This is a genomic window from Streptomyces sp. NBC_01341 (assembly GCF_035946055.1).
In the GTDB taxonomy this organism is placed as follows: domain Bacteria; phylum Actinomycetota; class Actinomycetes; order Streptomycetales; family Streptomycetaceae; genus Streptomyces.
The window spans coordinates 5,271,884-5,297,309 of sequence record NZ_CP108364.1; the positions used below are offsets into that span (position 1 = coordinate 5,271,884).

Genomic DNA, 25,426 nt, shown 5'->3' on the forward strand with positions numbered 1-25,426 from the left:
CGAGGCGAGTAACGATTCGTGACGCGCCGCCGTTCCGCTCGCACGAGCCCCGGCGGCCAGGGGCGGCGGGGCACGGGGGGCAGGTAGCCTTTCCCCCGTGCCCCGTCTGTCTGAAGTCATCGCCGAGCTCGACGCCCTCTGGCCCCCCGAGCGCGCCGAGGAATGGGACGCCGTCGGCACGGTCTGCGGCGACCCCGCAGCGGAGATCGACCGGGTCCTCTTCGCCGTCGACCCCGTCCGGCCGGTCGTCGAGGAGGCCCGGACCCTCGGTGCCCAGCTGATCGTCACCCACCACCCGCTCTATCTGCGCGGTACGACGACGGTCGCGGCCACCACCTTCAAGGGCCGGGTCGTGCACGACCTCATCAAGCACGACATCGCCCTGCACGTGGCGCACACCAACGCGGACACCGCCGACCCCGGGGTCTCCGACGCCCTCGCCGGCGCCCTGGACCTGCGGGTCACCGGCCCGCTCGTCCCGGACCCCACGGACCCCGCGGGCCGGCGGGGCCTCGGCCGGGTCTGCGAGCTCGACCACCCCGAGACCCTCCGCGAGTTCGCCGCCCGCGCCGCCGCCCGGCTGCCCGCCGCCGCGCAGGGCATCAGGCTGGCCGGCGACCCGGACGCCGTCGTGCGGCGGGTCGCGGTGAGCGGCGGGTCCGGCGACAGCCTCTTCGACGCCGTACGCGCGGCGGGTGTGGACGCCTTCCTCACCGCGGACCTGCGCCACCACCCGGCCTCCGAGGCCGTCCAGCACTCGCCGCTCGGCCTCGTCGATGCCGCACACTGGGCCACCGAACAGCCCTGGTGCGAACAGGCCGCCGCGCAGCTCGACGCACTTTCCGACCGCCACGGATGGGACCTGCGGGTCCACGTCTCGAAGCAGGTCACCGACCCCTGGACCACCCACCACTCTTCTGGAGCCCCCAACTGAACGCCGCGCCCGCCGACCAGATCCGACTCCTCGAAGTCCAGGCACTCGACGTACGCCTGTCGCAGCTCTCCCACAGGCGGACATCGCTGCCGGAGCACGCCGAGATCGACGCGCTCAACAACGACCTCGCCCAGCTGCGCGACCTGCTCGTCGCCTCGCAGACCGAGGAGAGCGACACCACCCGCGAGCAGTCGAAGGCGGAGCAGGACGTCGACCAGGTGCGCCAGCGCGCCGTCCGCGACCAGCAGCGGCTCGACTCCGGCGCGGTCTCCTCGCCGAAGGACCTGGAGAGCCTGCAGCGCGAGATCACCTCGCTGGCCAAGCGCCAGGGCGACCTGGAGGACGTCGTCCTCGAGATCATGGAGCGCCGCGAGTCCGCCCAGGAGCGCGTCACCGAGCTGACCGAGCGCGTGCGCGCCGTCCAGGCCAAGGTGGACGACGCGACCGCCCGGCGGGACGCGGCCACCCAGGAGATCGACGGCGACGCCGCCACGGTGGGCAAGGACCGCGAGGTCGTCGCGGGTTCCGTCCCCGCCGACCTGCTCAAGCTGTACGACAAGCTGCGCGCCCAGCAGGGCGGCGTCGGTGCGGCCCGGCTCTACCAGCGCCGCTGCGAGGGCTGCCGCCTGGAGCTGAACATCACCGAGGTCAACGACGTGAAGGCCGCGTCCCCCGACACCGTCCTGCGCTGCGAGAACTGCCACCGCATCCTCGTCCGTACGTCGGAGTCGGGCCTGTAATGCCCGCCTCCCACCAGCTGGTCGTCGAGGCCGACGGAGGCTCCCGGGGCAACCCGGGACCCGCCGGATACGGCGCGGTCGTCCTCGACCCCGTCACGGGCGGGACGCTCGCCGAGGCCGCCGAGTACATCGGCGTCGCGACGAACAACGTCGCCGAGTACAAGGGCCTGATCGCCGGACTGAAGGCGGCCAGGGCCCTGTTTCCGGACGCCGACCTGCGCGTGCACGTCCGGATGGACTCCAAGCTGGTGGTCGAGCAGATGTCGGGCCGCTGGAAGATCAAGCACCCCGACATGAAACCGCTCGCCGCCGAGGCGGCGGGCATCCTGCCCGCCTCCTCCGTGACGTACCAGTGGATCCCGCGCGCCGAGAACAAGCACGCCGACCGGCTCGCCAACGAGGCGATGGACGCGGGCAAGCGGGGGGAGCGGTGGGACCGGGCCTCGTCGACGGCCGACCTGGACACCGGGCGTCCGGCCGATGTGCCCGAGTCCGCCGAAGGCCCTCCCGGCGACCCGGTCGCGGGCGCGGCTAAGGTCCGCGCGGCGATGGCCGCCGCCCGTCCGGCGCCGGCGGCCGCTCCGCAGACGGGCTGGGGGAGCGCCCCCGATCTGGGAGCGCCCGCCACCTTCGTCCTGCTCCGGCACGGCGAGACGGCCCTGACCCCGGAGAAGCGGTTCTCCGGCAGCGGCGGCACCGACCCCGAGCTCTCGGCCACCGGCCGTCACCAGGCCACCTGCGCGGCCGACGCCTTCGCCGCGCTGGGCACGGTCCAGGAGATCATCAGCTCCCCGATGCGGCGCTGCCGGGAGACGGCCGCTGCCGTCGCCGGCCGCCTGGGGCTTGAGGTCCGCATCGAGGAGGGTCTGCGCGAGACGGACTTCGGCGTCTGGGAGGGGCTCACCTTCGCCGAGGTGCGCGAGCGGTACGCCTCCGACCTGACCGCGTGGCTCGCGTCCCCCGACGTGGCACCCACGGGCGGGGGCGAGAGCTTCGCGGAGGTCACCGAAAGGGTCTCGGCCGCCCGCGACCGTCTCGTCGCCCGCCACGCGGGCCGCACCGTGCTCCTGGTCACCCACGTGACCCCGATCAAGACGCTGGTCCGGCTCGCGCTGGGCGCTCCGCCGGAGTCACTGTTCCGCATGGAACTCTCGCCGGCCTCCGTGTCGACCGTGGCGTACTACGCGGACGGGAACCCGTCGCTGAGGGTGCTCAACGACACCTCGCACCTGCGCTGACATCGCTGCCGTGACCTGGCCCACCGGTGTCCTCGGCTTCGCGGCGGGGCTGCTGCTCTCCATGGTGACCGCACCCGTGGGGGTGTCCGGAGCGGTGTTCCTGCTTCCGGTGCAGGTCAGTGTGCTCGGGGTGCCGAGCCCCGCGGTGACGCCCACCAACCTGCTGTACAACGTGGTGTCGTGCCCCGGCGCCCTGTTGCGCTACCGCAGGGGCGGGCGGCTGCGCGGGCCGCTGCCCCGGCTGCTGGTCGCGGGAGCCGTGCCGGGGGTCGCGATCGGCGCGATGATCCGGGTCTTCGCCGTGCCGGGCGCCACCGTCTTCCGGGCGTTCATCGCCGTACTGCTGCTCCCGCTAGGGGTCTGGCTGTGCGCCCGCACGATGCGCCCCGCACCGCGCGGAACGGCGGCGGGACCACCGTCTCGGCGTGCCACCACAGGGCTCGCCCTGGCAGTCGGCGTCGCGGGCGGGGTCTACGGCATCGGCGGAGGCTCGCTGCTGGGACCGATCCTCGTGGGGCGCGGGGTCCCCGTCGCCAAGGTCGCCCCCGCCGCGCTGGCCTGCACGTTCGTCACCTCCCTGGCCGGGGCGGGCGTGTACGCGCTGCTGTCCCTCACGGCGACGGGCGACATAGCCCCTGACTGGCCCCTCGGCTTCGCCTGCGGTCTCGGCGGGCTCTGCGGCGGCTATCTCGGCGCGCGGCTGGCGCCCCGACTCCCGGAGACGGGCCTGCGGCTGCTGCTGGGCCTCCTCGCGCTGGGCATCGGTCTGCTGTACGCGGTCCGGGCCGTGAGCTGAGCGGGAGGCTCAGCCGCGGCCCAGCGCCGATGCCTCGGCGGCCAGCCGCTCGACCCGCGCCCAGTCCTTCGCCGCCACGGCGTCGCCCGGCACCATCCAGCTGCCGCCGACGCAGCCGACGTTGGGCAGCGCCAGGTAGGAGGGTGCCGACGCGAGCGAGATGCCGCCCGTCGGGCAGAACCGGGCCTGGGGCAGCGGGGAGGACAGAGCCTTCAGGTAGGCGGTGCCGCCGGCCGCCTCGGCCGGGAAGAACTTCATCCCGGTGACTCCGCGCTCCAGCAGTGCGACCACCTCGGACGTCGTCGAGACCCCGGGCAGGAACGGCAGGCCCGAGCTCTTCATCGCCTCCAGCAAGGCGTCCGTCCAGCCGGGGCTGACCAGGAAGCGGGCCCCGGCGGCCTCCGTCGCGGCGACGTGTGCGGGCGAGATCACCGTGCCCGCGCCGACCACGGCTCCGGGTACCTCCGAGGCGATCGCCCGTATCGCGTCGAGGGCGGCCGCCGTGCGCAGCGTGACCTCGATGGCGGGCAGCCCGCCCGCGACGAGCGCGCGGGCCAGCGGCACCGCGTCGGCCGCGTCCTCCAGGACGACGACGGGGACGACGGGGGCGAGGTCCAGGACGGAGGAGGACACGACGGAGGGCGCGGAGGAGGTCATGGGCTCATCCTGCCGCGAGATCAGCAGTATGCGCAACGAGCGTTGCGCATACTGCAACGGCTCAGTGGATCTCGGTGACCACCACGTCGATGGCCCACGGCCGGCCGGCCCGTCCCGGAGCCTCGGCCTCCACCACGTACCCCAGGTCGCGGAGCACCTCGACCAGCTGGGCCGGCCCCTTCGGGCGGGCACCGGCCATCAGCAGATCGCGGACCATCCGGCCCTTCGTCGCCTTGTTGAAGTGGCTGACCACGGACCGCTTCTCGACCCCGTTCACCACCTGCGACTGGAGGACCCGCACGCTCGCCGTCCGCCCGGCGATCTCGCCCGCGGGCTTCCACGCGCCCGCGTACGCCGACGACCGCAGGTCCAGCACCAGTCCGTCCCCGGCCGCCTCCGGCATGACCTTCGCCATCGGGGCGCGCCAGTGCGCGCCCAGGGCGCCCAGCCCGGGCAGCTTCACGCCCATCGAGCAGCGGTACGACGGGATGCGGTCGCCGGTCCGGACCGCGCCCCAGAGCCCGGAGAAGACCAGCAGAGACTTCCCGGCCCGCCGCTTCGCGGCGGCGTCCAGGGTGGCCAGACCCAGCGCGTCGTAGAGCACGCCCGTGTAGATCTCCCCGGCCGGGCGGGTGCCCGCCGTGCGCAGCTCCCCGTTCTTCGCCACCTCGCCGCGCAGGCCCTCGCTCAGTCCGAGCACATCGCGGGCCTTCTCCTCGTCGGCCACGCACAGTTCGACCAGCTCGTCGAGGACCGCGGCACGGGCCTCGGAAAGGCCGGGCAGAGACAGCGACTCCGGCTTCAGCGGTGCCCCGCGCCCCGATGCGGCCTTACCTTCGGAGGGCGGCAACAACACGAGCACGGAATTCTCCTTCGGACGCGGCACAGGGCCCCTGACACGCGGGAACCCCGCAGCAAGGGTACGGCGACCCGAGGCACGCGAACCGCCCCCGACCGGGATGCCGACCGCCCCGCACCGACCTACGCTCGGTGGCATGCCCCGCCGCCGGCTTCACATGACAGGCGCAGAGGACAGCCCCCTCCGGGCGGCCCTGCGTGAGCTGCGCACACGGCTGGACGTGCCCGACGGCTTCCCGCCCGCCGTGCTCGCCGAAGCAGGCGAGGCGGCGAGGGCCCCCGACGTGTCGGCCCACCTCGACGCCACCGACCTTCCGTTCCTCACCATCGACCCGCCCGCCTCCACCGACCTCGACCAGGCCCTGTACCTGGAGCGGCGCAGGCACGGCTTCCGGGTGTTCTACGCCATCGCCGACGTCGCCGCCTTCGTCCGCCCCGGCGGCGCACTCGACGCCGAGGCGCACCGGCGGGTGACGACGCTCTACTTCCCCGACGGCAGAGTCCCCCTGCACCCCGCCCTGCTCTCCGAAGGCATTGCCAGCCTCCTTCCCGGCGAGACGCGTCCCGCCGCCCTGTGGCGGATCGACCTCGACCCGGAGGGCCGCACCGTCGGGGCCGAGGTGCGCCGCGCCCTCGTGCGCAGCAGGGCGAAACTCGACTACGCGGGGGTCCAGCGCCAGATCGACGCGGGGACCGCCGAGGAACCGCTCGCCCTGCTGGCGGTCATCGGCAGGCTGCGCGAGGAACAGGAGACCGCGCGGGGCGGCATCTCACTGAACGTGCCCGAGCAGGAGATCGTCGAACGCGACGGAACCTACGGCCTGGGCTACCGCACACCGCTGCCGGCGGACGGCTGGAACGCCCAGCTCTCCCTGCTCACCGGAATGGCGGCCGCGGCGATGATGCGTGACTCGGGCACCGGCATCCTCCGTACGCTGCCCGTCGCCCCGGACGGTGCCGTGGCCAGGCTCAGGCGCTCCGCGGAGGCCCTGCACATCGACTGGCCCCACCACGTCGCCTACGCCGAGGTGGTGCGCTCGCTGGATCCCGCGAAGAGCAGCCACGCGGCGTTCCTCCAGGAGTGCACCACGCTCCTGCGCGGCGCCGGCTACAGCGTGTTCGAGCACGGGGAACTCCCCACCCCCGCCGTGCACGCCGCGGTGGCGGAGCTCTACACGCACTGCACCGCGCCGCTGCGCCGTCTCGTCGACAGGTACGCCGCCGAACTGTGTCTCTCCGCGACCGCGGAGGCCCGGGTGCCGGAATGGGTGCTCCGGGCCCTGCCCGGCCTGCCGAAGGAGATGGCCGACGGCAGCCGCCGGGCCAACACGGTGGAGCGGGAGTGCGTCGACGTGGTCGAGGCGGCGCTGCTCAGGACCCGGGTCGGCGAGATCTTCGACGGATACGTCGTCGACGTCAAGGAGGACCGGCCGGCCGTCGGCACCGTCCACATCGAGGACCCGGCGATCGTCGCCCGCATCGAGTCCGGCACGCCGCTCCCGCTGGGCGAACGGCTGAGGGTCCGTCTGACCCGCGCGGAACCCGGCCCGTCGAAGGTGCTGTTCGTGCCCGCGTGAGCCCTCGGAGCAGGGCTGCCGGCGTCGTCTCGTACGATCACGACGTCGCGTGCACGCTGCGGCGCACCCAGCGCGCCGCACACCTCACACCTACCGCACCGCACGCACCAGGAAGGCTCCCGCGTGACCGATCTCGCCGCCGGCCCCGCCGTCAGCCGGCGCCGGCAGATCGTCACCGCCGCGCGCGTCCTGCTGGAGGCTGAAGGGCAGGAGGCGCTCACCATGCGCCGGGTGGCCGACCGGGTGGGTGTGCGGGCGTCCGCCCTCTACAAGCACTTCCCGGACAAGTCCCACCTGCTGACGGTCCTCGCCGGGGAGATGCTGAGGGAGGTCGCCGGCGTGCTGGCGACGGCGGAGAGCGCCGCCCCGGGGTCGTTCGCCGCGCTCGCCACGGCCTACCGGGCCTACGCACTGGGCCACCCACACCTCTACCTCGTCACCATGGGCAGGGCACTCCCTCCCGCCGCGGCGGCGGACGCGGCCGCGGCACCGCTCTTCCGCACCGCCGGGGGCGACGAGGCCGGTGCCCGCGCGGCCTGGGCCTTCGCCCACGGGATGGTGGTCCTGGAACTGGGCGGCGGGTTCCCCCCGGGGGCCGACGTGCCGGCCGTCTGGGAGGCGGGCATCGCGGCCTTCGCCGGTCGCGCCGCCGGGTAGCATGGTCACCACGGCAGACGAGCCGGGCGGACGGCCGCGTGAGGATCCCCGGATCCTCCCGAGGAACGTCCGGGCTCCACAGGGCAGGGTGGTGGCTAACGGCCACCCGGGGTGACCCGCGGGACAGTGCCACAGAAAACAGACCGCCCGGGACTCCGGTCCCGGGTAAGGGTGAAACGGTGGTGTAAGAGACCACCAGCGCCTGAGGTGACTCAGGCGGCTAGGTAAACCCCACCCGGAGCAAGGTCAAGAGGGACCGTCGCACGACGGTTCTGCGCGAACGACCGAGGGCTGCTCGCCCGAGTTCGCGGGTAGACCGCACGAGGCCGGCAGCAATGCCGGTCCTAGATGGATGGCCGTCTCCCCGGCCGCCGCGAGGCGACCGGGAGACAGAACCCGGCGTACAGCCCGACTCGTCTGCCGCCACCAGCGGTTTCGCCAGTGTGCCCGGCGCGGACAGCACGACCGGAGCCCCACGAGCCGCAGGTCTGCGCAAGGGCTCCGGTCGGCCCGCGGCCCCGGCACCAGCCGTAGGGGCGAGGCCGCCCCCGTCATTCGCTTCTGTCGGGTTATGAGGTTCCGTGGCGACGCGTACGCCAGGGGTCCTGCTGCCCGGTCGGGCAGCAGGACCCCTTTTCAGCCGTCCCCGTCTACAGGCCGGAGTCAGCCGGCGGTCTTCGCGGGCACCTCGTCATGCCGGTCGACGACCCCGCGTTCCATCATGGCGTTGATGCCGTACAGCACGTCGCCCGTAGTACCGCCGGCGTTGGCCTTGGACCCGTGGTTGATGAAGTACGACTGCGAGCCCGTGTAGGCGAGGGTGTCCTTGTTGAAGATCAACACGGTCCGGGTAAGAGAGCGGGCGTCCCTGCGGGTGATGCCGATGCCATGGCGTCCGGCCGCGTCGGTGGCGTCAGGGATCCAGGTGATGCCGGGGATCTTCGCGGCAGCCTGGTACAGCGCGGAGGCTGTCGCGGGCGGCATGATCGCGTTGGAGAGCAGGTCACCGACAGTCCCGAAGACGGCCTCCTCCTTCGATTCCCGCTCATCCACCCTGGTCTGGGCGTAGAGCAGTTCGAGCAGGGCGTCGGGTTCGGTGGGCAGCGAGGCAAGCCACGCGTAGGTGGGATACCACACACCGGGCCGCACGGGAGACGTGGTGGTCATCGGTCCCAGCTGACCAGGCATCATGGCGTCCTTCCCGCTCGAGCGGAACCAGCCGGTCGTGGTCACCGGGCCGGGCGCCTGCCCCAGCCACCGTTCCTCCTTGTGTGCTGCACCGAGCACCACCCGGCCGCCGAGAGCGCCCTTGTTCTCGCGCGTCAGGAGCCGGAGGTACGCGAACTGGTCCTCCCGGACCGGCGTCGCGTCCGTCTTCATGGCGGCATCGGCGATCCGGCCCAGCGTGACGGATGCGTTGGTGACGCGGGCCGGTGAGGAGACAGCGGACTTGGCCGTCGGGGCGGAGGCGTGGTCGCCGCCGGAAAGGGTGACGACCAGGGCGCCGGCCAGGGCCAGTGACGTGGCGGGCACCAACAGGGCCAGGCGCGGCAGCCTGCGGCGGCGGGTGGGAGCGGGCAACGTCTCGCCGGCGGAGTTGCGATCGTGATCGATCTGCTGCATCAGAATGTCCTTGTGGTGAAGGTGGCGGCTCGGCGAGAGGTCCCAGTCGACCGGAGCGGAGAGCAGTTCTTCTGCCTCACTCCGGGCAGAGCCGGCGCGTGAGTTGTCGGCGTTCATCGGGTTTCCTCCTGCAAGAACAGGGCCGCGATTGCGGCTTCACTCTCTTTCTCTCCGCGACGGCCCCGCGGTTCCCGGTTCTTTCGAAACACAGGGCCTGAGCTGTGGCGGGCCAGCCGCGCCCGAGCGCGGGAGAGCCGCGACCTCACGGTGCCGACCGGGATGCCCAGCGCCTCGGCGGCCTGCTGGTAGTCCAGCCCGGCACCCACGCACAGAGCGATCACCTCACGGTCCGGGCGGCTCAGCCGACGCAGGGCTTCATGGACCGACTCGAGGTGGCGGGCATCGTCGATCCGGCCGGCCGTCTCGTCCGCGAAGTCCTCCACCGGCCGGGGCTCCGGACTGCCTGCCAGGAAGGCGAGCCGCCGACGAAGGCCACGGTTGGCGTTGTGCGCCTTGTGCGTGGCGATGCCGAGCAGCCACGGTGTGAGGGGACCACCCTCCGGATCCAGCGACTCCCGGGTACGCCAGGCGCCCAGGAAGGTCTCCGACATCACTTCCTCGGCCTCCGACCAGTTACCCGTCAGCCTCAGGGCATGTCTGTACACAGCGCGAGCGTTCTGTTCGTACAGGTCGGCGAACGCCGCACGGTCCCCCGCCCGCACGCGCGCTCGCAACGACTCACTGGTTTCTGTATGCCTCACACCCATTAACTCTCCGCCGACCCGACCGCGTTCCCGTGTCCTGCGCCACACCTCCGTGAAACGGGAAGATCGAAAGGCCTGATGTGGCGGACGGCGCCGGTCGGCGACCGGGATCATCCGGTTCGAACCGGTCGATGTGACCCGGCCCCCGGCCGGATTCCGAGCCGCCCGGCTCGTCTCCCGCCACCTCCCGCACTACGCCGGAAGGGGCCCCCGACCTGTCGGGGGCCCCTTCCGGCGTAGTGCGCCGTCACCACGTGACGGGAAGTGCCTCCAGGCCGTAGACGTTCGCCCCGTCGCTGTGGAAGGCCAGTTCCTCGGCCGGGACCGCCGACGCGAGACCGGGGAAGCGGCGGAACAGGGCCGGCAGGGCCACTTGGAGTTCCAGGCGGGCCAGGTGCTGACCGGGGCACTGGTGGGTGCCGAATCCGAAGGCCAGGTGCGCGACCGGCTCGCGGGAAAGGTCGAGCCGGTTCGGTTCCGGCAGCAGTTCCGGGTCACGGTTCGCGTTCAGCAGGGAGACCAGGACTCGTTCACCGGCCTTCACCTGCCACGAACCGATGGTGACGTCCTCGGTGGCCGCGCGGGGGAACACTCCCGAGATGCTCATGTACCGGAGGAACTCCTCCACGGCGTTCTCGGTGCTGTCCTCGCCGCCGGCGAGCAGCAGCGCCAGCTGTTCGGGCTGCTGGATGAGTGCCAGCGCGCTCACGCCGATCATCGCTGCGGTCGTCTCGTGTCCGGCCACGACGAGGGCACTGGTCATGCCGATGATCTCCGCCGTGCTGAGCTTCCCCTCGTCCTCGCTCAGCAGCGAACTGATGAGCCCCTCGCCGGGTTCCCGGCGGATCTCTTCCACCACGTGCGTGATGTACTCGCGGAACGCGCCGAGGTGTGCGAAGTACTCCGTCGGGGAGCTCGCGAAGTTGACGATCCCGGTGCTGAGCCGGTGGAAGTCGTGACGCAGCTCGGAAGGCACCCCGAGCACCTCGCCGATCACGTTCGAAGGGACCGCCAGAGCGAAGGTCGCGACGAGGTCCGCTCCAGGCCCTGCCTTCTCCGTCGCGTCCAGGCACTCGGCCACGACCCGCTCGATCATCGGCCGCAGGGTCTGTACCCGCTTGCGGGTGAAGATCCCGGAGAGCATGCGGCGCAGGCGTGCGTGCTCGGCGCCGTCGAAGTCGGGCGGGAAGCCGGGCATGAACGTCCGGGGGCTGCCGTCGGCGAGCGGCAGATGGCTGTACCGCAGGCGGTTGTCGCCCAGGACGGCGCGGGCGTCCGCGTGCCGGGACACGACGAGCACGTCCGCGTCGCCGAACCTCGGCTCGTACATCGGGACCCGTGCCGGTTCCTCCGCCCGGGCCATGCCGACGAGGCGGGCCGACGGATCGAAGGGGCATTTCGGCTCGCGGTCCGTCACGGCGAATCCGCGCGTCAGACGTTCAGTCATGATCAAGTCCTGGGGTAGATGCCGTAAGGACGCGGCGTCGGGCGTGGTGCGCCGGCCGGGTGGTCGTGTTCCGCTCGGTGGGCGCCGTACGCAGCCGGTCACCCGTCGGCAGCTGTTCCGTGCCGACGGCCTTTCGCGTCCGGCCGCGTCCGGTCGGTGCTGATGTGAAGGGACCCAATCACGGCGTAATTGACACGTCAAATAGATCTACGCCGCGCCTCGCCGAAACCGTTCGAGTTGCCCGTATGCGACGATCGTTACCGGCTGAACAGGTGATGCGAGGGTGGCGCGGAGACTGCGCCCTCGCGGCCGGTCCGGACCGTCGCGGGGGCGCAGGTTCCTCTCTATGTCACCCGGGGGCCACGTGTCCGCTCCCTGGCGAGGGCGGCGGCCTGCGGCCGGAGGTGTACGAGGCCCCTCGGGCGCTCAGAGGTTGCCGAGGTCGGAGCTGAGCCAGCGCTCGGGCCGCATGTGGATGACGACCTGCGCGCCGTGCTCCTTCCACGCGAAGTCGACGTAGCCGTCGACCTTGTCCGCGGGCAGGTAGCGCGAGGAGATCTCGACGAGCTGTTCGCGGGTGGCGGGAAGCGTGGCGACGACGGGGCCCTCGACGGAGACGTAGCGGATGGTCGGTTCGAGGCGGTCGGCCATCATGCTGAAACGGCCTGCCCGGGCGATCGCGGCCCCCTTCCGGGAATCGCGGCCGGTCATGATCCAGAGGTGGCCGCCGGGCGCGTACTGGTACCAGATCGGCACGGTCAGCGGTGCCCGTCCCTCGGCCGCGTCCACGGCCAGGGCCGCGACATGCGGTTCGGCCAGAAACTGCTCACGCTCTGCACGGGTCAACGCCACGGGTGCACTCCTCGACAGGACCGGGTGATGGTGCCTCAGCGCCGCATTATGCAACGTTCGCCCCGGATCGGCAGTGGTGTTACACGCCGACTCCCGCTGTCGTACCCGACCGGGCCCGCCCGGCCGGACGTCCGGGCCACGGGCCGCTCAGACGATGTGCCGGTGGGCGACGGCCGGTCCGGTCAGCAGGGGCCACGGCGGCACGGCCAGCACCGGACAGGGTGCGTGCGCCAGGCAGTAGCGCGCCACGGACGGACGCAGGCGACGGGACAGCGCCCCGCCCGATCCCGTCCCCACCACGATCACGCACTCCGGGCCGCGGGCCGCGTCCACGAGCACGGCGCCGGGCGTGCCCCGTACCGCGAGGCCGGTGACGGACACCCCGGGACCGCCGATGCCGAAGGCCAGGTCGAGGGCGTCGCGCAGCCTCGCGGTGGCATCGGCGCGGTGCAGCGCGAGCGAGGGGGAGAACGTATCGGGGCCCCGGCCGCCGACTCCGCCCCCGGGAACGTCCCAGGCCAGTACCGCCCACAACTCCGCGGCGCGCACCCGCGCTTCGGCGGCGGCAGCGTGCAACGCCGCCAGCCCTCCGGACGTTCCGCTCACACCGACCACGACCCTGGACAACATCCGCTCCGCCTCGCTCCCGTCCGCCCTTCGGCTCCCATGACAGCGCGGGCCGGGGTACGTCGTGTGCGGCACTGACGGAGCTCTGACGCGACGGCCCCGGATCATGACGGGGTGCTGACGGTGTCCGTCCGGCGGTGGTCAGGAGCGCGGGAGCGGAGCGCTGCCCGCGGGATCCTTCCGGCAGTCCGCGGTCAGATGACCGGAGGGCGGCCCAGACGCGTCATGCGCCACACCGTCCGCCAGCGCATCGGCCTGCGCACGCCGCACGGGGTGCGCATCCCCTCGGCGAAACCGGACGCCCAGGCGCGCAGCCCGGAGACCGAGCGGGTACGCAGGACGGTGAGCAGGATCCAGGTGCCGAGGTACACGGGGACCAGCGGCGCGGGAAGGTGGCGGCGGGCCAGCCAGACGCGGTTACGGGCGGTCATGCGGTAGTAGACCGCGTGCCGGGCCGGGGACGTCTTGGGGTGCTGGAGCAGCAGCGAGGGCTCGTAGAGGATCTTCCAGCCCGCGTCGAGCGCACGCCAGGACAGGTCCGTCTCCTCGTGCGTGAAGAAGAACTCCGCCGGCCAGGTCCCGGTCCCGGCGAGCATCTCCATGGAGAGCGCGTGGCCGCCGCCGAGGAAGGCGGTGACCGGTCCGCGGCGCATCGGGTCCTTGGCGCGCAGGCGCGGGACGTGCCGGCGCTGGGTCTCGCCGTGCTCGTCGGCGATGCGGAAGCCCACGATGCCGAGCCCGGGGTCGTCCGCGTACAGCTTCTCGACCGTGCGGAAGACGTCCTTGTCCACCAGGAGCCCGTCGTCGTCGAGTTCGATCACCACGTCCACGTCGCCGAAGTCCGCGAGGGCCTTCAGCGCCTCGTTGCGGCCGCCGGGGCAGCCCAGGTTCTCGTCGAGCTCCAGCAGGGTCACCCCGCCGGTGAGATCCGTCAGACCCGGGAAGGCGGTGTAGTCGGGGAGCGGCGAACCGTTGCCCACGACGACGACGCGGGTGGGCCGCACATCCTGCATGGCCACCGACGCCAGCAGCGCCTCGACCTGCTGCGGGCGGTCTCCCATGGTCACGACCGATACGCCGATGCGTGGTACGGACAAGGTGCGTCACTCCTGGGGTTCGGTTGCCGCGGCAGCGTGTTTCGGCCGCGGTGCCCGCGATCGTAACGTCTTGCCGTTCAGCCTCCCGTCGGCGCCCTGTCACCGGCGGGACGGTCGTCGTTCAACCGGGCGTACATCAGCATGTCCCGGCGGCGGCCGCCGATCTCCTGCCAGCCGCGCAGCAGTCCCTCGCAGCGGTATCCGGCGCTCTCCGCGGTGCGCACCGACGCGGTGTTCCACGGCTCGATGAGGAGCTGCGCGCGAGGGATGCCCAGCTCGTGCAGGGCCCAGGTCGTGACCGTGCGCAGGGCCGCTCCCGCCACGCCCTGGCCGCGCGCCCGGCCCGTCATCCAGTAGCCGAGCGACGCCCGGCCCTCGGTCTCCTCCGTGAGCCAGAGGCCGATGGAGCCGACCGGTCTGCGGTCCCGGGTCCTGGCGATGGTGAAGGGGTACCCGGTCCCCGTCTCCGCCCGGCTCCACTGCCGTCTGACGAAGGCCTGCGCACCGGCGTCGGAGTACGGCGTCGGGATCGTGGTGATCAGCGGGATGTAGTCGTCCTCCGCGGCCTCGCGGACGAGGGGCAGGTCGCTCATCTCCCAGGGCCGCAGGACGAAGTCCGCTCCGGCGGTCATGCTGGGGACGGTCAGGGGTGGTGCCATGACCGCCATCCTGCCGCGCGGCCGCCCCTCGGGGGTGGCCCGACTCACCCGCCGCCCAGGCCGGCGAAGGTCGCGGCGAGTTCAGCCGATACGGGTGCCCGTCCCGCTCACCCTGATGCGCGGGTCACCCGGACGGAGCCCGACCGTGAGGGTGCCCGGCCGGCCCATGTCGGCGCCCTGGTGCAGGGTGAGCACCGCGTCGTCCGGGACGAGGCCGAGCTCGCGCGCGTACGCCCCGAAGGCGGCCGCCGCCGCGCCGGTCGCCGGGTCCTCGACCACGCCGCCGACCGGGAACGGGTCGCGTACGTGGAAGACGGTCTCCGACTCGCGCCACACCAGCTGCACGGTCGTCAGGCCGAGCCGGTGCATGAGCGCTTCCAGCCGGTCGAAGTCGTACGACAGGTCCGCCAGCCGTTCCCGCGTCGCGGCGGACAGGACCAGGTGGTGGGCGCCCGCGTAGGCGATGCGGGGCGGAAGGGCGGCGTCCAGGTCGACGGCCGGCCAGGACAGGGCGGACAGGGCCTCCGCCAGGTCCCCGGGGGCGACGTCCGTGATGTGCGGCTCGACGCTGGTGAGGGTGGCGCGCAGTTCCTCGCCCTCGCGGGTGACCGTGACCGGGACCGGGCCGGCGGCGGTGGCGAGGACCAGGTCGCCCGGGCCGTCCCGCTCCGCCAGCGCGATGGCGGCGGCGACGGTGGCGTGACCGCAGAAGGGGACCTCGGCCCTGGGGCTGAAGTAGCGGATGGTGTAGCCGCCGAGGCCGTCCGGAGCGGTGAGGAACGCCGACTCGCTGTAGTTCAGCTCTGCGGCGACGGCGAGCATCCCGGCGTCGTCCAGTCCGGAGGCGTCCAGGACGACACCGGCCGGGTTACCGCCGTCCGGGTCGGCGGAGAAGGCGGTGTAGCGGAGGACCTCGGCGCGCGGCAGTGGGCTCATGTACCGGCTCAACCGGGCGGCTCCGGCGCGCATTCCCGGCCCGTGCCGCCGGGTGCGGTGCGGGAGTGTCCGGGCGGAGGGCATCCCCCGGGCGGGTCCCGAGGTGGTCCGGAGCCCTGACGCTCCGGACCACCTCCCGGCCGCCGCGGACCCCCCCTTGGGCCGCGGCGGCCCGGTCACTGTGGTCAGTGGCAGACCTTGACCCCGCTGCCCTTCGGCCAGGAGCAGGAGTCGAGGAGCGCGCCGCTCGGCTTGTACAGGCGGGCCTTGTCGCCGGTGTTGTTCCAGACGTACGAGCCGCGGTTCCAGTACGCGTGGGCCCCGCTGTCGCGGCCCTTGCCGGTGTGGACCCGGACCGTCTTTCCCGCGCCGACGGTGTGGCCCGGGAAGGTGTACGTGTAGCCGGTGTTGTCCTTCAGCTTGTAGCCCCTCAGCTGCAGCGTGGACCGGCCGTTGTTGTGGATGTCCACGTACTCGGCGTTCAGTGAGGTGTTCGAGCGGTTGTCGGACCCCGGGCTGTCGTACTGGATCTTGCCGAGGTGCAGCCCGCCCTGGTGGGAGGCCGCCGAGGCCGGAGCCGTGGCGAGGAGCGAGCCGGCCAGTGCGGTGGCGGCGGCCAGGGCGAGGGGCGCGGCGGTGCGTATGCGCATGCGGTGTGGTCCTTCTGTGTGCAACTGGTGAAGGTCAGCAGCATACGGGCAGCACGCGCTTGCCCGGACGGGCCGGGAGAAATTCGCAAACTCTTTCAACTGACAGCAAGATCAGGGCAATTGTGAAGCGAGTCGGTCAGCCTCGGCCCACGTACGGCATCGCCGTGGCCAGCACCGTCGCGAACTGCACGTTGGCCTCCAGGGGCAGCTCCGCCATGTGCAGGACGGTCCGCGCCACGTCCGCCGCGGCCATCACGGGCTCGACGGCCACCTCGCCGCTGGCCTGGAGGATCCCCGTGCTCATGCGCTCCGTCATGTCGGTCGCGGCGTTGCCGATGTCGATCTGGCCGCAGGCGATCCGGTACGGCCGCCCGTCCAGGGACAGCGACTTCGTCAGGCCGGTCACCGCGTGCTTCGTCGCCGTGTAGGCGATCGAGTGCGGGCGCGGGGCGTGTGCGGAGATGGAGCCGTTGTTGATGATCCTGCCGCCCTGTGGGGCCTGCTCCTTCATCAGGCGGTACGCCGCCTGGGCGCACAGGAAGGTCCCCGTCAGGTTGACGTCCACGACGGTCCGCCAGTCCTCGTACGCGAGATCCTCGACCGGCACCGAACCCGGCCCGAACGTACCCGCGTTGTTGAAGAGCAGATCGAGCCGGCCGAACCGGTCCCGTACGGCCGTGAACAGCGCCGCCACGCCGTCCGGATCGGTCACGTCGGTCGGCAGGCACACCGTGCGGCCCGGCCCGGCCGCCGCGGCGGTCTCCTCCAGGGCCGGCGCCCGCCGCCCCGCCAGGGCCACCGTCCACCCCGCGCCCGAGAGCGCCAGCGCGACCGCCCTCCCGATCCCCGATCCCGCACCTGTGACGACTGCGATTGCCTGCTCAGCGTTCATGGCCCGGCAGCGTACGGGAGGGTTTGCACCGTGCCGGCACCTGGTGCTCATCGCACCGCCATTCGGATGTTGTGTACGTGCCCACGCAACGTCGTCCGCGCGGTCTCAAATGCCTCTGGCAACATCCAGCAGGGGAGGGGCATATGACACCCGCACAGATCAGCACCGCGCCCGTACAGCAGGGGCATTCCGAAGAGTTCCGTGCCGCCGCGAGGCACCTCGGGCAGGGAGTGGGCCGTCGGCGCTTCCTCACCGTCACCGGTGCGGCCGCAGCGCTCGCGTTCGCCGCGAACCTGCCCACGGCCGGCATCGCGAGCGCCGCCGAGCTCGACGCCCGGAAGATCACCGAGGATCCCTTCACCCTCGGCGTCGCCTCCGGCGACCCCCTGCCCGACTCCGTGCTGCTGTGGACCAGACTCGCGCCCCGACCCTACGAGGCGGACGGCGGGCTGCCCGCCGAGCGCGTCGAGGTCCACTGGGAGATCGCCCGCGACGAGCGCTTCCGGCGCACGGTCCGGCGCGGCTCGGCCACCGCGCACCCGGAGTTCGGCCACAGCGTGCACGTCGACGTCAAGGGCCTCGACGACGACCGGACGTTCTACTACCGCTTCCGTACCGGCACGTGGATCAGCCCCACCGGCCGCACCCGCACCGCACCCTCCGCCGGGGCGCGCAACAGCTCGCTCAACCTGGCCGCGGTCTCCTGCCAGGCCTACCACGACGGCTACTTCACCGCCTACAAGCACCTGGCGGCCGAGGACGTCGACGTGGTCTTCCACCTCGGCGACTACCTCTACGAGTACGCGGTCACGGCGGTCGGCGGCGCCCGCAACCAGACCGGCCTCGTCCTGCCCGACCACTTCAACCGGGAGACGCTCACGCTGGACGACTACCGCATGCGGTACGGCCTCTACAAGTCGGACCCCGACCTGCGTGCCGCCCACGCCGCGCACCCCTTCGTCGTCACGTGGGACGACCACGAGACGGAGAACAACTACGCGGGCGACACCCCGGAGAACGACGTCCCGCCGGAGGAGTTCCTGCTGCGCAGGGCCGCCGCCTACCGCGCGTACTGGGAGAACCAGCCGCTGCGCACCCCGCAGCGCCCGACCGGACCCGACATGCGGCTCTACCGCCGGCTGCGGTTCGGACGGCTCGCGCAGTTCGACATCCTCGACACCCGCCAGTACCGCAGCAACCAGGCCTACGGCGACGGCTGGAAGGTCCCGGGACCGGAGTCCGAGGACCCGTCGCGCACCATGACGGGCGCCGCACAGGAGCGCTGGCTGATCGACGGCTGGAAGCGCTCGGACGCCCACTGGAACGTCGTACCCCAGCAGGTCACCTTCGCCCAGCGCCGCGACGTGCCGACCGACGCCTACAAGCTGTCCATGGACTCGTGGGACGGCTACCCGGCGTCCCGGCAGCGGATCATGGACGGCGCCGAGGCCGCCGGGATCGACAACCTGATGGTCCTCACCGGTGACGTGCACGTCGCCTACGGCTTCGACCTGAAGAAGGACTTCAACGACCCGGCGTCGAGGACGGTGGGCACCGAGATCGTGGCCACCTCGATCACCAGCGGCAAGGACGGCTCCGAGAAGCCGGCCAACTACGCCAACCAGATGGCGGCCAACCCGCACCTGAAGTTCTACGACGGCCGCCGCGGCTACGTCGTCGTCGGCCTCGGCAAGGAGGAGGCGCGCGCCGACTTCCGGACGGTGTCGGCGGTCACCACCCCCGGTGCGCCCGTCAGCACGGCCGCGTCCTTCGTGACCGAGGCCGGCAACCCGGGGCTCACCCCGGCGTAGGGTCTCTCGATTGGATCATGCTGGGCTCGCGTGCCCTGGCGCCGCTCCCTGATCCGGCCTGATCCAAACGGGAGACCCCAGCCGCCCGGGTCAGACCAGGTCCGCCGGATAGCGGACGCCGACGCGCTCACGCACCGCGTCGAGCGTCCGCATCACGGCGAGCGAACCGTCGAGCGGCACCAGCGGGGACTCCTTCTCGCCCGCCAGCAAGGCCCGTGTCACCTCGGCGGCTTCGAACTGCATGCCCGAAAGCCCCTGCGGGCCCGGGCCGGTGGTGAACTTCTCCGGCTCCCGGCCCGGCCGGTGCAGGACGAAGCTGTCCGGGTGGAAGAAGCCCTGCGGGAAGTCGATGCGCCCCGCCGTGCCGGTCACCGACGCGACCGTCGGCAGGTCCCCGACGATCGAGCAGCTCAGCAGCGCGGTGGCACCCGAGTCCCAGCCCAGCAGCATCCCGGTGTTCAGGTCCACGCCCTCGGGTGACAGCAGCGCGTCGGCCTGGACCCGGTCCGGCTCGCCCAGCAGGAGCTGGGCGAACGACACCGGGTAGACCCCGAGGTCCAGGAGCGCGCCGCCGCCCAGCGCGGGATCGCGCAGGCGGTGTCCGGCCCCGAAGGTGCCCGCGAACCCGAAGTCCGCCTGCACCGTGCGGATCTCGCCGACCGCCCCGTCCCGCACCAGCTCGGTCATCCGGCGGATGAGCGGATTGCAGTACGTCCACATGGCCTCCATCAGGAACAGCCCGCGCTCCCGGGCCAGGGCCACCAGCTCCCGGGCCTCGCGCTCGTTGAGCGTGAACGCCTTCTCGCACAGCACGTGCTTGCCGGCCTCCAGGGCCAGACCGGCGGCCTCCCGGTGCGCGGAGTGCGGGGTGGCGACATAGACCACGTCGACCGACGCGTCGGCGACGAGCTCCGCCCAGCTGCCGTACGCCCGTCCGATTCCGAAGCGCTCGGCGAAAGCCTTCGCCGAGGCCTCGGTGCGCGAGGCGACCGCCACGATCTCGGCCCCCGGGTCCTTCATGGCCAGCAGGTCCGCCGTGAACGTCGCGGCTATGCCGCCCGTGGCCAGAACTCCCCAACGCACAGTCCCGCTCATGCCCGCCCGCCCTCACAGAAAAGGTTTCGACCACTACGACTGACCTGAGAGCATAGATGCGGTTTCAACGAAGCGGAGACGACGATGCCGGACAGCGGCGTGAGCCGGGCCCAGCGAGAACAGCACCCGTACATACCCACCACCGAAAGCGCCGCACCAGGCGTCTCCACCCCCGTCGCACAGCGGGTCGGACTCCTGGTCACCCTGGTCCTGGGCGGCCTCACCGCGCTGCCGCCGCTCTCCATGGACATGTACCTCCCGGCGCTGCCCGAGGTCACCGACTCCCTGCACGCGCCCGCCGCCACCGTCCAGCTCACCCTGACCGCCTGCCTCACCGGCATGGCACTCGGCCAGCTCGTGGTCGGACCCATGAGCGACCGCTGGGGCCGCCGCAAGCCGCTGCTCCTCGGCATGATCGTCTATGTCGTCGCCACCGCGATCTGCGCCCTGGCCCCCACCGCCGAACTCCTCATCGGCTTCCGCCTGCTGCAGGGCCTGGCCGGCGCGGCGGGCATCGTGATCTCGCGGGCGGTCGTGCGCGACCTCTTCGACGGCGTGGAGATGGCACGGTTCTTCTCCACGCTGATGCTGATCTCCGGGGTCGCCCCGGTCATCGCCCCGGTGATCGGCGGCCAGGTCCTCCGGTTCACCGACTGGCGCGGCATCTTCGTCGTCCTCGTCGCCGTCGGCGCGGCCCTCACCTTCGTCGTCTGGAAGTTCCTCCACGAGACGCTCCCGCCGTCGGCGCGGCACACCGGTGGCATCACGGACGCCCTGCGCACCATGCGAGGACTGCTCGCCGACCGGGTGTTCACCGGCTACATGGTGGCGGGCAGTCTCGCCTTCGCCGCGCTCTTCGCCTACGTGAGCGCGTCCCCCTTCGTCGTCCAGGAGATCTACGGGGCCTCACCGCAGACCTTCAGCCTCCTCTTCGGCATCAACTCCGTCGGCCTCATCGCCGTCGGCCAGATCAACGGCAAGCTGCTGGTCGGCCGGATCAGCCTGGACAAGGCGCTCGGCTTCGGACTCGTGGTCATCTCCCTCGCCGCGATCGCCCTGCTGCTGATGACCTCCGGCGTCTTCGGCGACGTCGGCCTGCTGCCGGTCGCCGCCGGGCTCTTCGTCCTGATGTCGTGCATGGGCCTCGCGATGCCCAACACCAACTCCCAGGCCCTGATGCGGACGAAGCACGCGGCCGGGTCCGCCTCCGCGCTGCTGGGCACCTCCCAGTTCCTCATCGGCGCCATCGCCTCGCCGCTCGTCGGGATCGCGGGCGAGGCGACCGCCGTGCCCATGGCCGTGGTGCAGGTGGTCTGCGCGCTGTCCGCCACCGCGTGCTTCCTGCTGCTCTGCCGGCCGTGGCGGAACAACGGCCTCCCCGGCTGACAGGACGGCGTACGTGCGCCCGGTGAGCTCAGCCGGTGCGCGGGTAGCCGATCAGGTGCAGCCGGTCCTTGCGGTCCGTCCAGCGGAAGACACCGGTGCCGGCCGTCTCCATGTCCGGCAGGCGCGTGTTCGGGGACAGCGCCTCGACGTCCCAGGCGGGGAAGCTCATCGAGACCGGGCCCGTGCCGCCCTGCAGGGCCTCGTCGGCGTCGCGCGCGTTCGTCGCGCCGTACGCGCTGCCGCCGTCCGTCACCGAGGCGAACGTCAGGCGCGCCGCGCCGCCCTCGTCCTCGAAGCAGAACCCCTTCTTCCCGGTCAGGTCGAAGGCCAGGTTCCCCGCCACCAGGTAGCGGGCCGAAGGGGAGACCACGGCCTGCGGATACGTCCCCGGCTCCATGGCCGGCCTGTGGCACCGGACCGACACGACCGGATTCCCGCTCAGCGCGTCGTGGACGGTCCAGAGTTCGTGGGTCGCTGCCTTGGGCGTCCCCCCGGCCGGCTGCCATCTGGCCAGGACGAGCCCGGGAGCGACGGACGTCGGAATCCCGGACCGGGGGTCGGCGCCCGCCGGGGCGGACCGGCGGCTGAACCAGCCGCCGCCCACCCAGAACTCGCGTGCCCCGCTCAGCAGCAGCCCCTTCGCCGTCTGCCCGCGCACCTCGGTGAGCTGCTCGCAGGCAGGACAGTCCTCCGGGTACTCCACCGCGGACGGGGCGATCGCCGATACCTCGCCGTCCACGGGGTCCACAACCGTGCCGGCCGCGCGCCCGTCGGTGATCAGGACGCCGGGGCCCGTCGCCGTGACGGTCGGCACGCCCGTCCACGGAACCTCGACACGCCGGTGCTCACCGTCCACCACGTCGTACACGTCGAGGGAGACGAAGCCCTTCGCGGGGGTGAGCCCGTCCCCGGCCCGCCCGAAGGACCACGTCACGAAGAACTGCCGGTCGTCCTTGGCCACGGTGATCAGCTTCGGGAAGCGTGCCGGGTCCGGCACGCGCCGGGCCTCGCCGCTCCAGCCGGCCCGGCCGGTCTCCGTGTCCAGGGTCCGCAGCCGGTAGCGCCCGTCGGGGGTCCGCACGAGGTAGGCCAGCCGCCCCGTCGTGTGCGAGACGGCGTAGTCCGGACCCGCGCCGACGACCTCCCAGCCGCGTCCCGTCGTGTACTCCCGCGGCACCGTCAGCCGCGTCACCGGGCCCGCGCTCCTCTTCCGGGGCTCCTGCGGTCTCCCGTCGTCCTCACCGCCGCCGCCCCCACAGGTCGCCGGCAGGAGCAGCAGGGCGAGGACCATCACCCCGCCGACCAGAGCCAGGCGCACGATCCTCTGTCTCATGGTCCCCCCGACGATCCGGTACGCCGCACCGTCCCCGAGGCGGGCGCCGATCAGCGTAGCAACGGGCCGCTGACGGAAAGCAGTTCGGTCATGCAGCGGTTCTGTCCCGGTCGTGTGCCGGAACACCGGACTGCGTGACCGGGGTCTGCTGCGCCTACAATTCGGCGGTGAACGACACCCTCCCCACCGCGGAAGCCCTGCGCGCGGCCCTGGCGGCACTGCTGGACGGACTGCCGCCGTCACAGGCCGCGCGGGCGGTCGACCGGCTGATCGCCAGTTACCGCGGGACCACGCCCACCGACGCGCCGGTGCTCCGGGACCGCTCGGACGTCGCCGCGTACGCCGCGTACCGGATGCCCGCGACCTTCGAGGCCGTACGCTCCTGCCTCGACGCGTTCCGCGAGGCCGCCCCCGGGTGGACCCCCGCCACGCACACGGACATCGGCGGCGGCACGGGCGCGGCGACCTGGGCGGTCGCCGGGGCGTGGGACGGGCCGCGGACGACGGTGCTGGACTGGGCCGAGCCGGCCCTCGCGCTCGGCCGTGAGCTGGCCGAGGCGTCCGGCATCCCCGGTCTGCGCACCGCGGCCTGGCAGCGGGCGCGGATCGGCGCGGCGCTCGACCTCGCGCCCACCGACCTGGTGACGGTGTCGTACGTGCTCAAGGAGCTCACGCCCGAGGACCGGGTCGCCCTGGTGGATGTAGCGGCGGCGGCCGCCCAGGCGGTGGTCGTCGTCGAGCCCGGCACCCCCGACGGCTACGCCCGCGTCATCGAGGCCCGGGACCGGCTGATCGCCGCGGGGATGAGCGTCGCGGCGCCCTGCCCGCACGACGGCACCTGCCCCATCGAGCCCGGCACCGACTGGTGCCACTTCTCGGCCCGCGTCAGCCGCTCGTCGCTGCACCGCCGGGTCAAGGGAGGCACCCTCAGCCACGAGGACGAGAAGTTCAGCTACGTGGTCGCGACCCGCTTCCCCACCGAACCCGTCCCGGCCCGTATCACCCGCCGGCCGCAGATCCGCAAGGGCCAGGTGCTGCTGGAGCTCTGCACCCGGGAGGAGGGCCTGCGGCGCGCCACGGTCACCAAGCGGCACGGTGCGCTCTACCGTGCCGCCCGGGACACCGGGTGGGGCGACGCGTGGCCGCCGCCCGAGGCCGACGAGGAGTCCTAGCTAGGGCCGCAGCTCCTGGGTGCAGCACTTCACGCTGCCACCGCCCTTGAGCAGCTCGCTCAGATCCATCGGAAGCGGCTCGAAGCCCCGGTCGCGCAGCGGGTCGAAAAGCCCCACGGCGCCCTGCGGCAGCAGCACGTGCCGTCCGTCGCTGACCGCGTTGAGGCCGAACGCCGCGGCGTCCGCCTCCTGGGCGATCAACGCGTCGGGGAAGAGCCGGGCCAGCACCCGGCGGCTGCCGGACGAGAAGGCGCCCGGGTAGTACATGATCTCGTCGGCCGTGTCGTCGAGCACGCACAGTGCCGTGTCCAGGTGGTAGTAGCGCGGGTCGACCAGGTCGAGGCCGATCACCGGGCGCCCGAAGAACTCCTGCGCCTCGCCGTGGGAGAGCGGGCTGGACCGGAACCCGCGTCCGGCCAGGACGTACGAGGAGGTCACGGCGAAGTCGCCCTCGCCCTCGTTGACGTGGTCCGGTTCGTGGATGTCGGCGAAACCGTTGGACCGGAACCACTCGCGGTGCGCCTCGGCCTCAGCGAACCGCTCGCGGTACGCGAACAGGGCGCCCATTACACGGCCGTCGACGACCGTCGCGCCGTTGGCGGCGAACACCATGTCGGGCAGGTCGGGGCGCGGGGTGAGGAGTTCCACGGTGTGGCCGAGCGCCCGGTAGCGGTCGCGCAGGTCCTCCCACTGGGTGTTGGCCAGGGCAAGGTCCACGGGTTTCGAAGGGTCCATCCACGGGTTGATGGAGTAGGTGACCTCGAAGTGGGCCGGGGCGCACATCAGGTAGCGACGAGGGGTGGCGTCACGGGTCATGCGGGCTCCTACGAACGGCGGCCTGGACCGCGGAACGGCGGGATACGCACGGGGTGTGTGCGTGAGCTCATGGTGCGCCCCCGCCGGGCCGTCGCGCTGTGATCCGTTCGGGTGGTTCGCATGGGCCGACGGGGTGACCGGCAAGACGATACGTATCGGCCCGTACCGGCTCTAGGCTGGCCCGATGGCACCCCAGAAGGCCCCCGACTCCAGTCGCCGCAGCGACCGCTCCCGCCGCGCGATCTACGACGCCGCGCTCGCCCTGGTCGGCGAGGCCGGCTATGCGAGAACGACGATCGAGGGCATCGCCGCCCGGGCGGGGGTGGGCAAGCAGACCATCTACCGCTGGTGGCCCTCCAAGGCGGCCGTGCTCATGGAGGCGTTCCTCGACATGGGCGCCCGGCAGGCGGACGGCGCCGGCGAGGCCGCGATCCCGGACACCGGGGACCTGGCCGCCGATCTCAGGACCGTCCTGCGGGCCACGGTCGACGAGCTGAACGACCCCGCGACCGAGGCGCCCACCCGGGCCCTGACCGCGGAGGGGGTCATCGATCCGGCGCTGGCCGCCCGGTTCGTGGAGGATCTTCTCGAACCCCAGCTCCAGTTGTATGTCACACGTCTTCGCGCCGCGCAGGAGACCGGAGACGTCCGCGACGACGTCGATCCGCGTGTCGCCCTGGAGCTCCTCGTGGCCCCGCTGACCCACCGCTGGCTGCTGAGAACCCTTCCGCTGACTCACGAGTACGCCGACGCGGTCGTCGACCACGCACTGCGGGGACTCACTCCCAGGCCCTGAACCGATCAACGAT

Annotated in this window: 25 protein-coding genes and 1 other RNA gene; 11 read left to right on the top strand and 15 right to left on the bottom strand. The window is 72.4% G+C overall.

Features of this window, described 5'->3' with window-relative positions; genetic code table 11:
• The first annotated feature begins 97 nt into the window (after nt 1–97).
• The 4 genes from OG206_RS23165 to OG206_RS23180 are packed head-to-tail and all read left to right on the top strand — an operon-like array spanning nt 98 to nt 3,708.
• A complete protein-coding gene (locus tag OG206_RS23165; RefSeq protein ID WP_327119121.1) occupies nt 98–934 on the top strand; it encodes a Nif3-like dinuclear metal center hexameric protein in 837 nt (278 codons plus the stop codon).
• A complete protein-coding gene (locus tag OG206_RS23170) occupies nt 931–1,674 on the top strand; it encodes a zinc ribbon domain-containing protein (RefSeq protein ID WP_327122373.1) in 744 nt (247 codons plus the stop codon). The genes OG206_RS23165 and OG206_RS23170 overlap by 4 nt, the downstream gene beginning before the upstream one ends.
• Nucleotides 1,674–2,912, top strand: a complete 1,239-nt coding sequence (locus OG206_RS23175) for a bifunctional RNase H/acid phosphatase (RefSeq protein WP_327119123.1) — start codon at nt 1,674–1,676, stop codon at nt 2,910–2,912. The genes OG206_RS23170 and OG206_RS23175 overlap by 1 nt, the downstream gene beginning before the upstream one ends.
• A gap of 10 nt (nt 2,913–2,922) precedes the next feature.
• Complete coding sequence (locus tag OG206_RS23180) at nt 2,923–3,708, top strand: TSUP family transporter (protein ID WP_327119125.1); 786 nt, start codon at nt 2,923–2,925, stop codon at nt 3,706–3,708.
• 9 nt (nt 3,709–3,717) lie between these two features.
• On the opposite strand, the gene eda is transcribed toward OG206_RS23180, so the two are convergent.
• Both eda and yaaA read right to left on the bottom strand, forming a co-directional pair.
• Entirely contained in the window at nt 3,718–4,365 is a 648-nt protein-coding gene (gene eda / locus OG206_RS23185; protein WP_327119127.1) for a bifunctional 4-hydroxy-2-oxoglutarate aldolase/2-dehydro-3-deoxy-phosphogluconate aldolase, read from the bottom strand.
• Nucleotides 4,366–4,426: 61 nt separating this feature from the next.
• Nucleotides 4,427–5,227 carry a peroxide stress protein YaaA gene (yaaA, locus tag OG206_RS23190; RefSeq protein WP_327119129.1) on the bottom strand — a complete coding sequence of 267 codons (801 nt, stop codon included), beginning with the start codon at nt 5,225–5,227 and terminating at the stop codon, nt 4,427–4,429.
• A gap of 133 nt (nt 5,228–5,360) precedes the next feature.
• Here yaaA and OG206_RS23195 point away from each other — a divergent pair, with 133 nt between their 5' ends.
• The 3 genes from OG206_RS23195 (at nt 5,361) to rnpB (ending at nt 7,877) form a co-directional block, all read left to right on the top strand.
• Nucleotides 5,361–6,800, top strand: a complete 1,440-nt coding sequence (locus tag OG206_RS23195) for an RNB domain-containing ribonuclease (protein WP_327119131.1) — start codon at nt 5,361–5,363, stop codon at nt 6,798–6,800.
• A gap of 123 nt (nt 6,801–6,923) precedes the next feature.
• Complete coding sequence (locus OG206_RS23200) at nt 6,924–7,457, top strand: TetR/AcrR family transcriptional regulator (RefSeq protein ID WP_327119133.1); 534 nt, start codon at nt 6,924–6,926, stop codon at nt 7,455–7,457.
• Nucleotides 7,458–7,475: 18 nt separating this feature from the next.
• Nucleotides 7,476–7,877, top strand: an RNA gene (gene rnpB, locus OG206_RS23205) — RNase P RNA component class A.
• A 243-nt stretch (nt 7,878–8,120) separates the two neighbouring features.
• Here rnpB and OG206_RS23210 read toward each other — a convergent pair.
• From OG206_RS23210 to OG206_RS23255, 10 genes are all read right to left on the bottom strand, one after another.
• Nucleotides 8,121–9,197 (bottom strand): CU044_5270 family protein, encoded by a 1,077-nt coding sequence (locus tag OG206_RS23210; protein WP_327119135.1) that lies wholly within the window; start codon nt 9,195–9,197, stop codon nt 8,121–8,123.
• Nucleotides 9,194–9,814 (bottom strand): RNA polymerase sigma factor, encoded by a 621-nt coding sequence (locus OG206_RS23215; protein WP_327122374.1) that lies wholly within the window; start codon nt 9,812–9,814, stop codon nt 9,194–9,196. The genes OG206_RS23210 and OG206_RS23215 overlap by 4 nt, the downstream gene beginning before the upstream one ends.
• 277 nt (nt 9,815–10,091) lie before the next feature.
• Nucleotides 10,092–11,291 (bottom strand): cytochrome P450, encoded by a 1,200-nt coding sequence (locus OG206_RS23220; protein ID WP_327119137.1) that lies wholly within the window; start codon nt 11,289–11,291, stop codon nt 10,092–10,094.
• Nucleotides 11,292–11,717: 426 nt separating this feature from the next.
• Nucleotides 11,718–12,143 (bottom strand): pyridoxamine 5'-phosphate oxidase family protein, encoded by a 426-nt coding sequence (locus OG206_RS23225; protein ID WP_327119139.1) that lies wholly within the window; start codon nt 12,141–12,143, stop codon nt 11,718–11,720.
• A gap of 147 nt (nt 12,144–12,290) precedes the next feature.
• Nucleotides 12,291–12,773 (bottom strand): universal stress protein, encoded by a 483-nt coding sequence (locus OG206_RS23230; protein WP_327119141.1) that lies wholly within the window; start codon nt 12,771–12,773, stop codon nt 12,291–12,293.
• 191 nt (nt 12,774–12,964) lie between these two features.
• Entirely contained in the window at nt 12,965–13,867 is a 903-nt protein-coding gene (locus OG206_RS23235) for a glycosyltransferase family 2 protein (protein WP_327119143.1), read from the bottom strand.
• Between the two features lie 77 nt (nt 13,868–13,944).
• Nucleotides 13,945–14,526, bottom strand: coding sequence for a GNAT family N-acetyltransferase (locus tag OG206_RS23240; protein WP_327119145.1), 582 nt, complete (start codon nt 14,524–14,526; stop codon nt 13,945–13,947).
• Between the two features lie 81 nt (nt 14,527–14,607).
• The gene (locus tag OG206_RS23245) at nt 14,608–15,462 is read right to left on the bottom strand and encodes a PhzF family phenazine biosynthesis protein (RefSeq protein ID WP_327119147.1); all 855 of its coding nucleotides are present in this window, start codon (nt 15,460–15,462) and stop codon (nt 14,608–14,610) included.
• Nucleotides 15,463–15,647: 185 nt separating this feature from the next.
• Complete coding sequence (locus tag OG206_RS23250; protein ID WP_327119149.1) at nt 15,648–16,112, bottom strand: lamin tail domain-containing protein; 465 nt, start codon at nt 16,110–16,112, stop codon at nt 15,648–15,650.
• Nucleotides 16,113–16,248: 136 nt separating this feature from the next.
• A complete protein-coding gene (locus OG206_RS23255; protein WP_327119151.1) occupies nt 16,249–17,004 on the bottom strand; it encodes an SDR family oxidoreductase in 756 nt (251 codons plus the stop codon).
• A 143-nt stretch (nt 17,005–17,147) separates the two neighbouring features.
• Between OG206_RS23255 and OG206_RS23260 the strand changes: the two genes are divergently transcribed.
• Nucleotides 17,148–18,815, top strand: a complete 1,668-nt coding sequence (locus OG206_RS23260; protein ID WP_327119153.1) for an alkaline phosphatase D family protein — start codon at nt 17,148–17,150, stop codon at nt 18,813–18,815.
• Between the two features lie 90 nt (nt 18,816–18,905).
• On the opposite strand, the gene OG206_RS23265 is transcribed toward OG206_RS23260, so the two are convergent.
• A complete protein-coding gene (locus OG206_RS23265) occupies nt 18,906–19,910 on the bottom strand; it encodes a Gfo/Idh/MocA family protein (RefSeq protein WP_327119155.1) in 1,005 nt (334 codons plus the stop codon).
• Nucleotides 19,911–19,994: 84 nt separating this feature from the next.
• On the opposite strand from OG206_RS23265, the gene OG206_RS23270 reads away from it, so the two are divergent.
• Entirely contained in the window at nt 19,995–21,296 is a 1,302-nt protein-coding gene (locus OG206_RS23270; protein ID WP_327119157.1) for a multidrug effflux MFS transporter, read from the top strand.
• 28 nt (nt 21,297–21,324) lie between these two features.
• Here OG206_RS23270 and OG206_RS23275 read toward each other — a convergent pair whose 3' ends face one another.
• Nucleotides 21,325–22,629, bottom strand: coding sequence for a hypothetical protein (locus OG206_RS23275; RefSeq protein ID WP_327119159.1), 1,305 nt, complete (start codon nt 22,627–22,629; stop codon nt 21,325–21,327).
• 167 nt (nt 22,630–22,796) lie between these two features.
• Between OG206_RS23275 and OG206_RS23280 the strand changes: the two genes are divergently transcribed.
• On the top strand, nt 22,797–23,801 hold the full coding sequence (locus OG206_RS23280) for a small ribosomal subunit Rsm22 family protein (RefSeq protein ID WP_327119161.1): 1,005 nt from the start codon (nt 22,797–22,799) through the stop codon (nt 23,799–23,801).
• Here OG206_RS23280 and ddaH read toward each other — a convergent pair whose 3' ends face one another.
• Nucleotides 23,802–24,617, bottom strand: coding sequence for a dimethylargininase (gene ddaH / locus OG206_RS23285; protein ID WP_327119163.1), 816 nt, complete (start codon nt 24,615–24,617; stop codon nt 23,802–23,804).
• A 184-nt stretch (nt 24,618–24,801) separates the two neighbouring features.
• Between ddaH and OG206_RS23290 the strand changes: the two genes are divergently transcribed.
• Nucleotides 24,802–25,413 (top strand): TetR/AcrR family transcriptional regulator, encoded by a 612-nt coding sequence (locus tag OG206_RS23290; RefSeq protein ID WP_327119165.1) that lies wholly within the window; start codon nt 24,802–24,804, stop codon nt 25,411–25,413.
• The last annotated feature ends 13 nt before the right edge of the window (nt 25,414–25,426 follow it).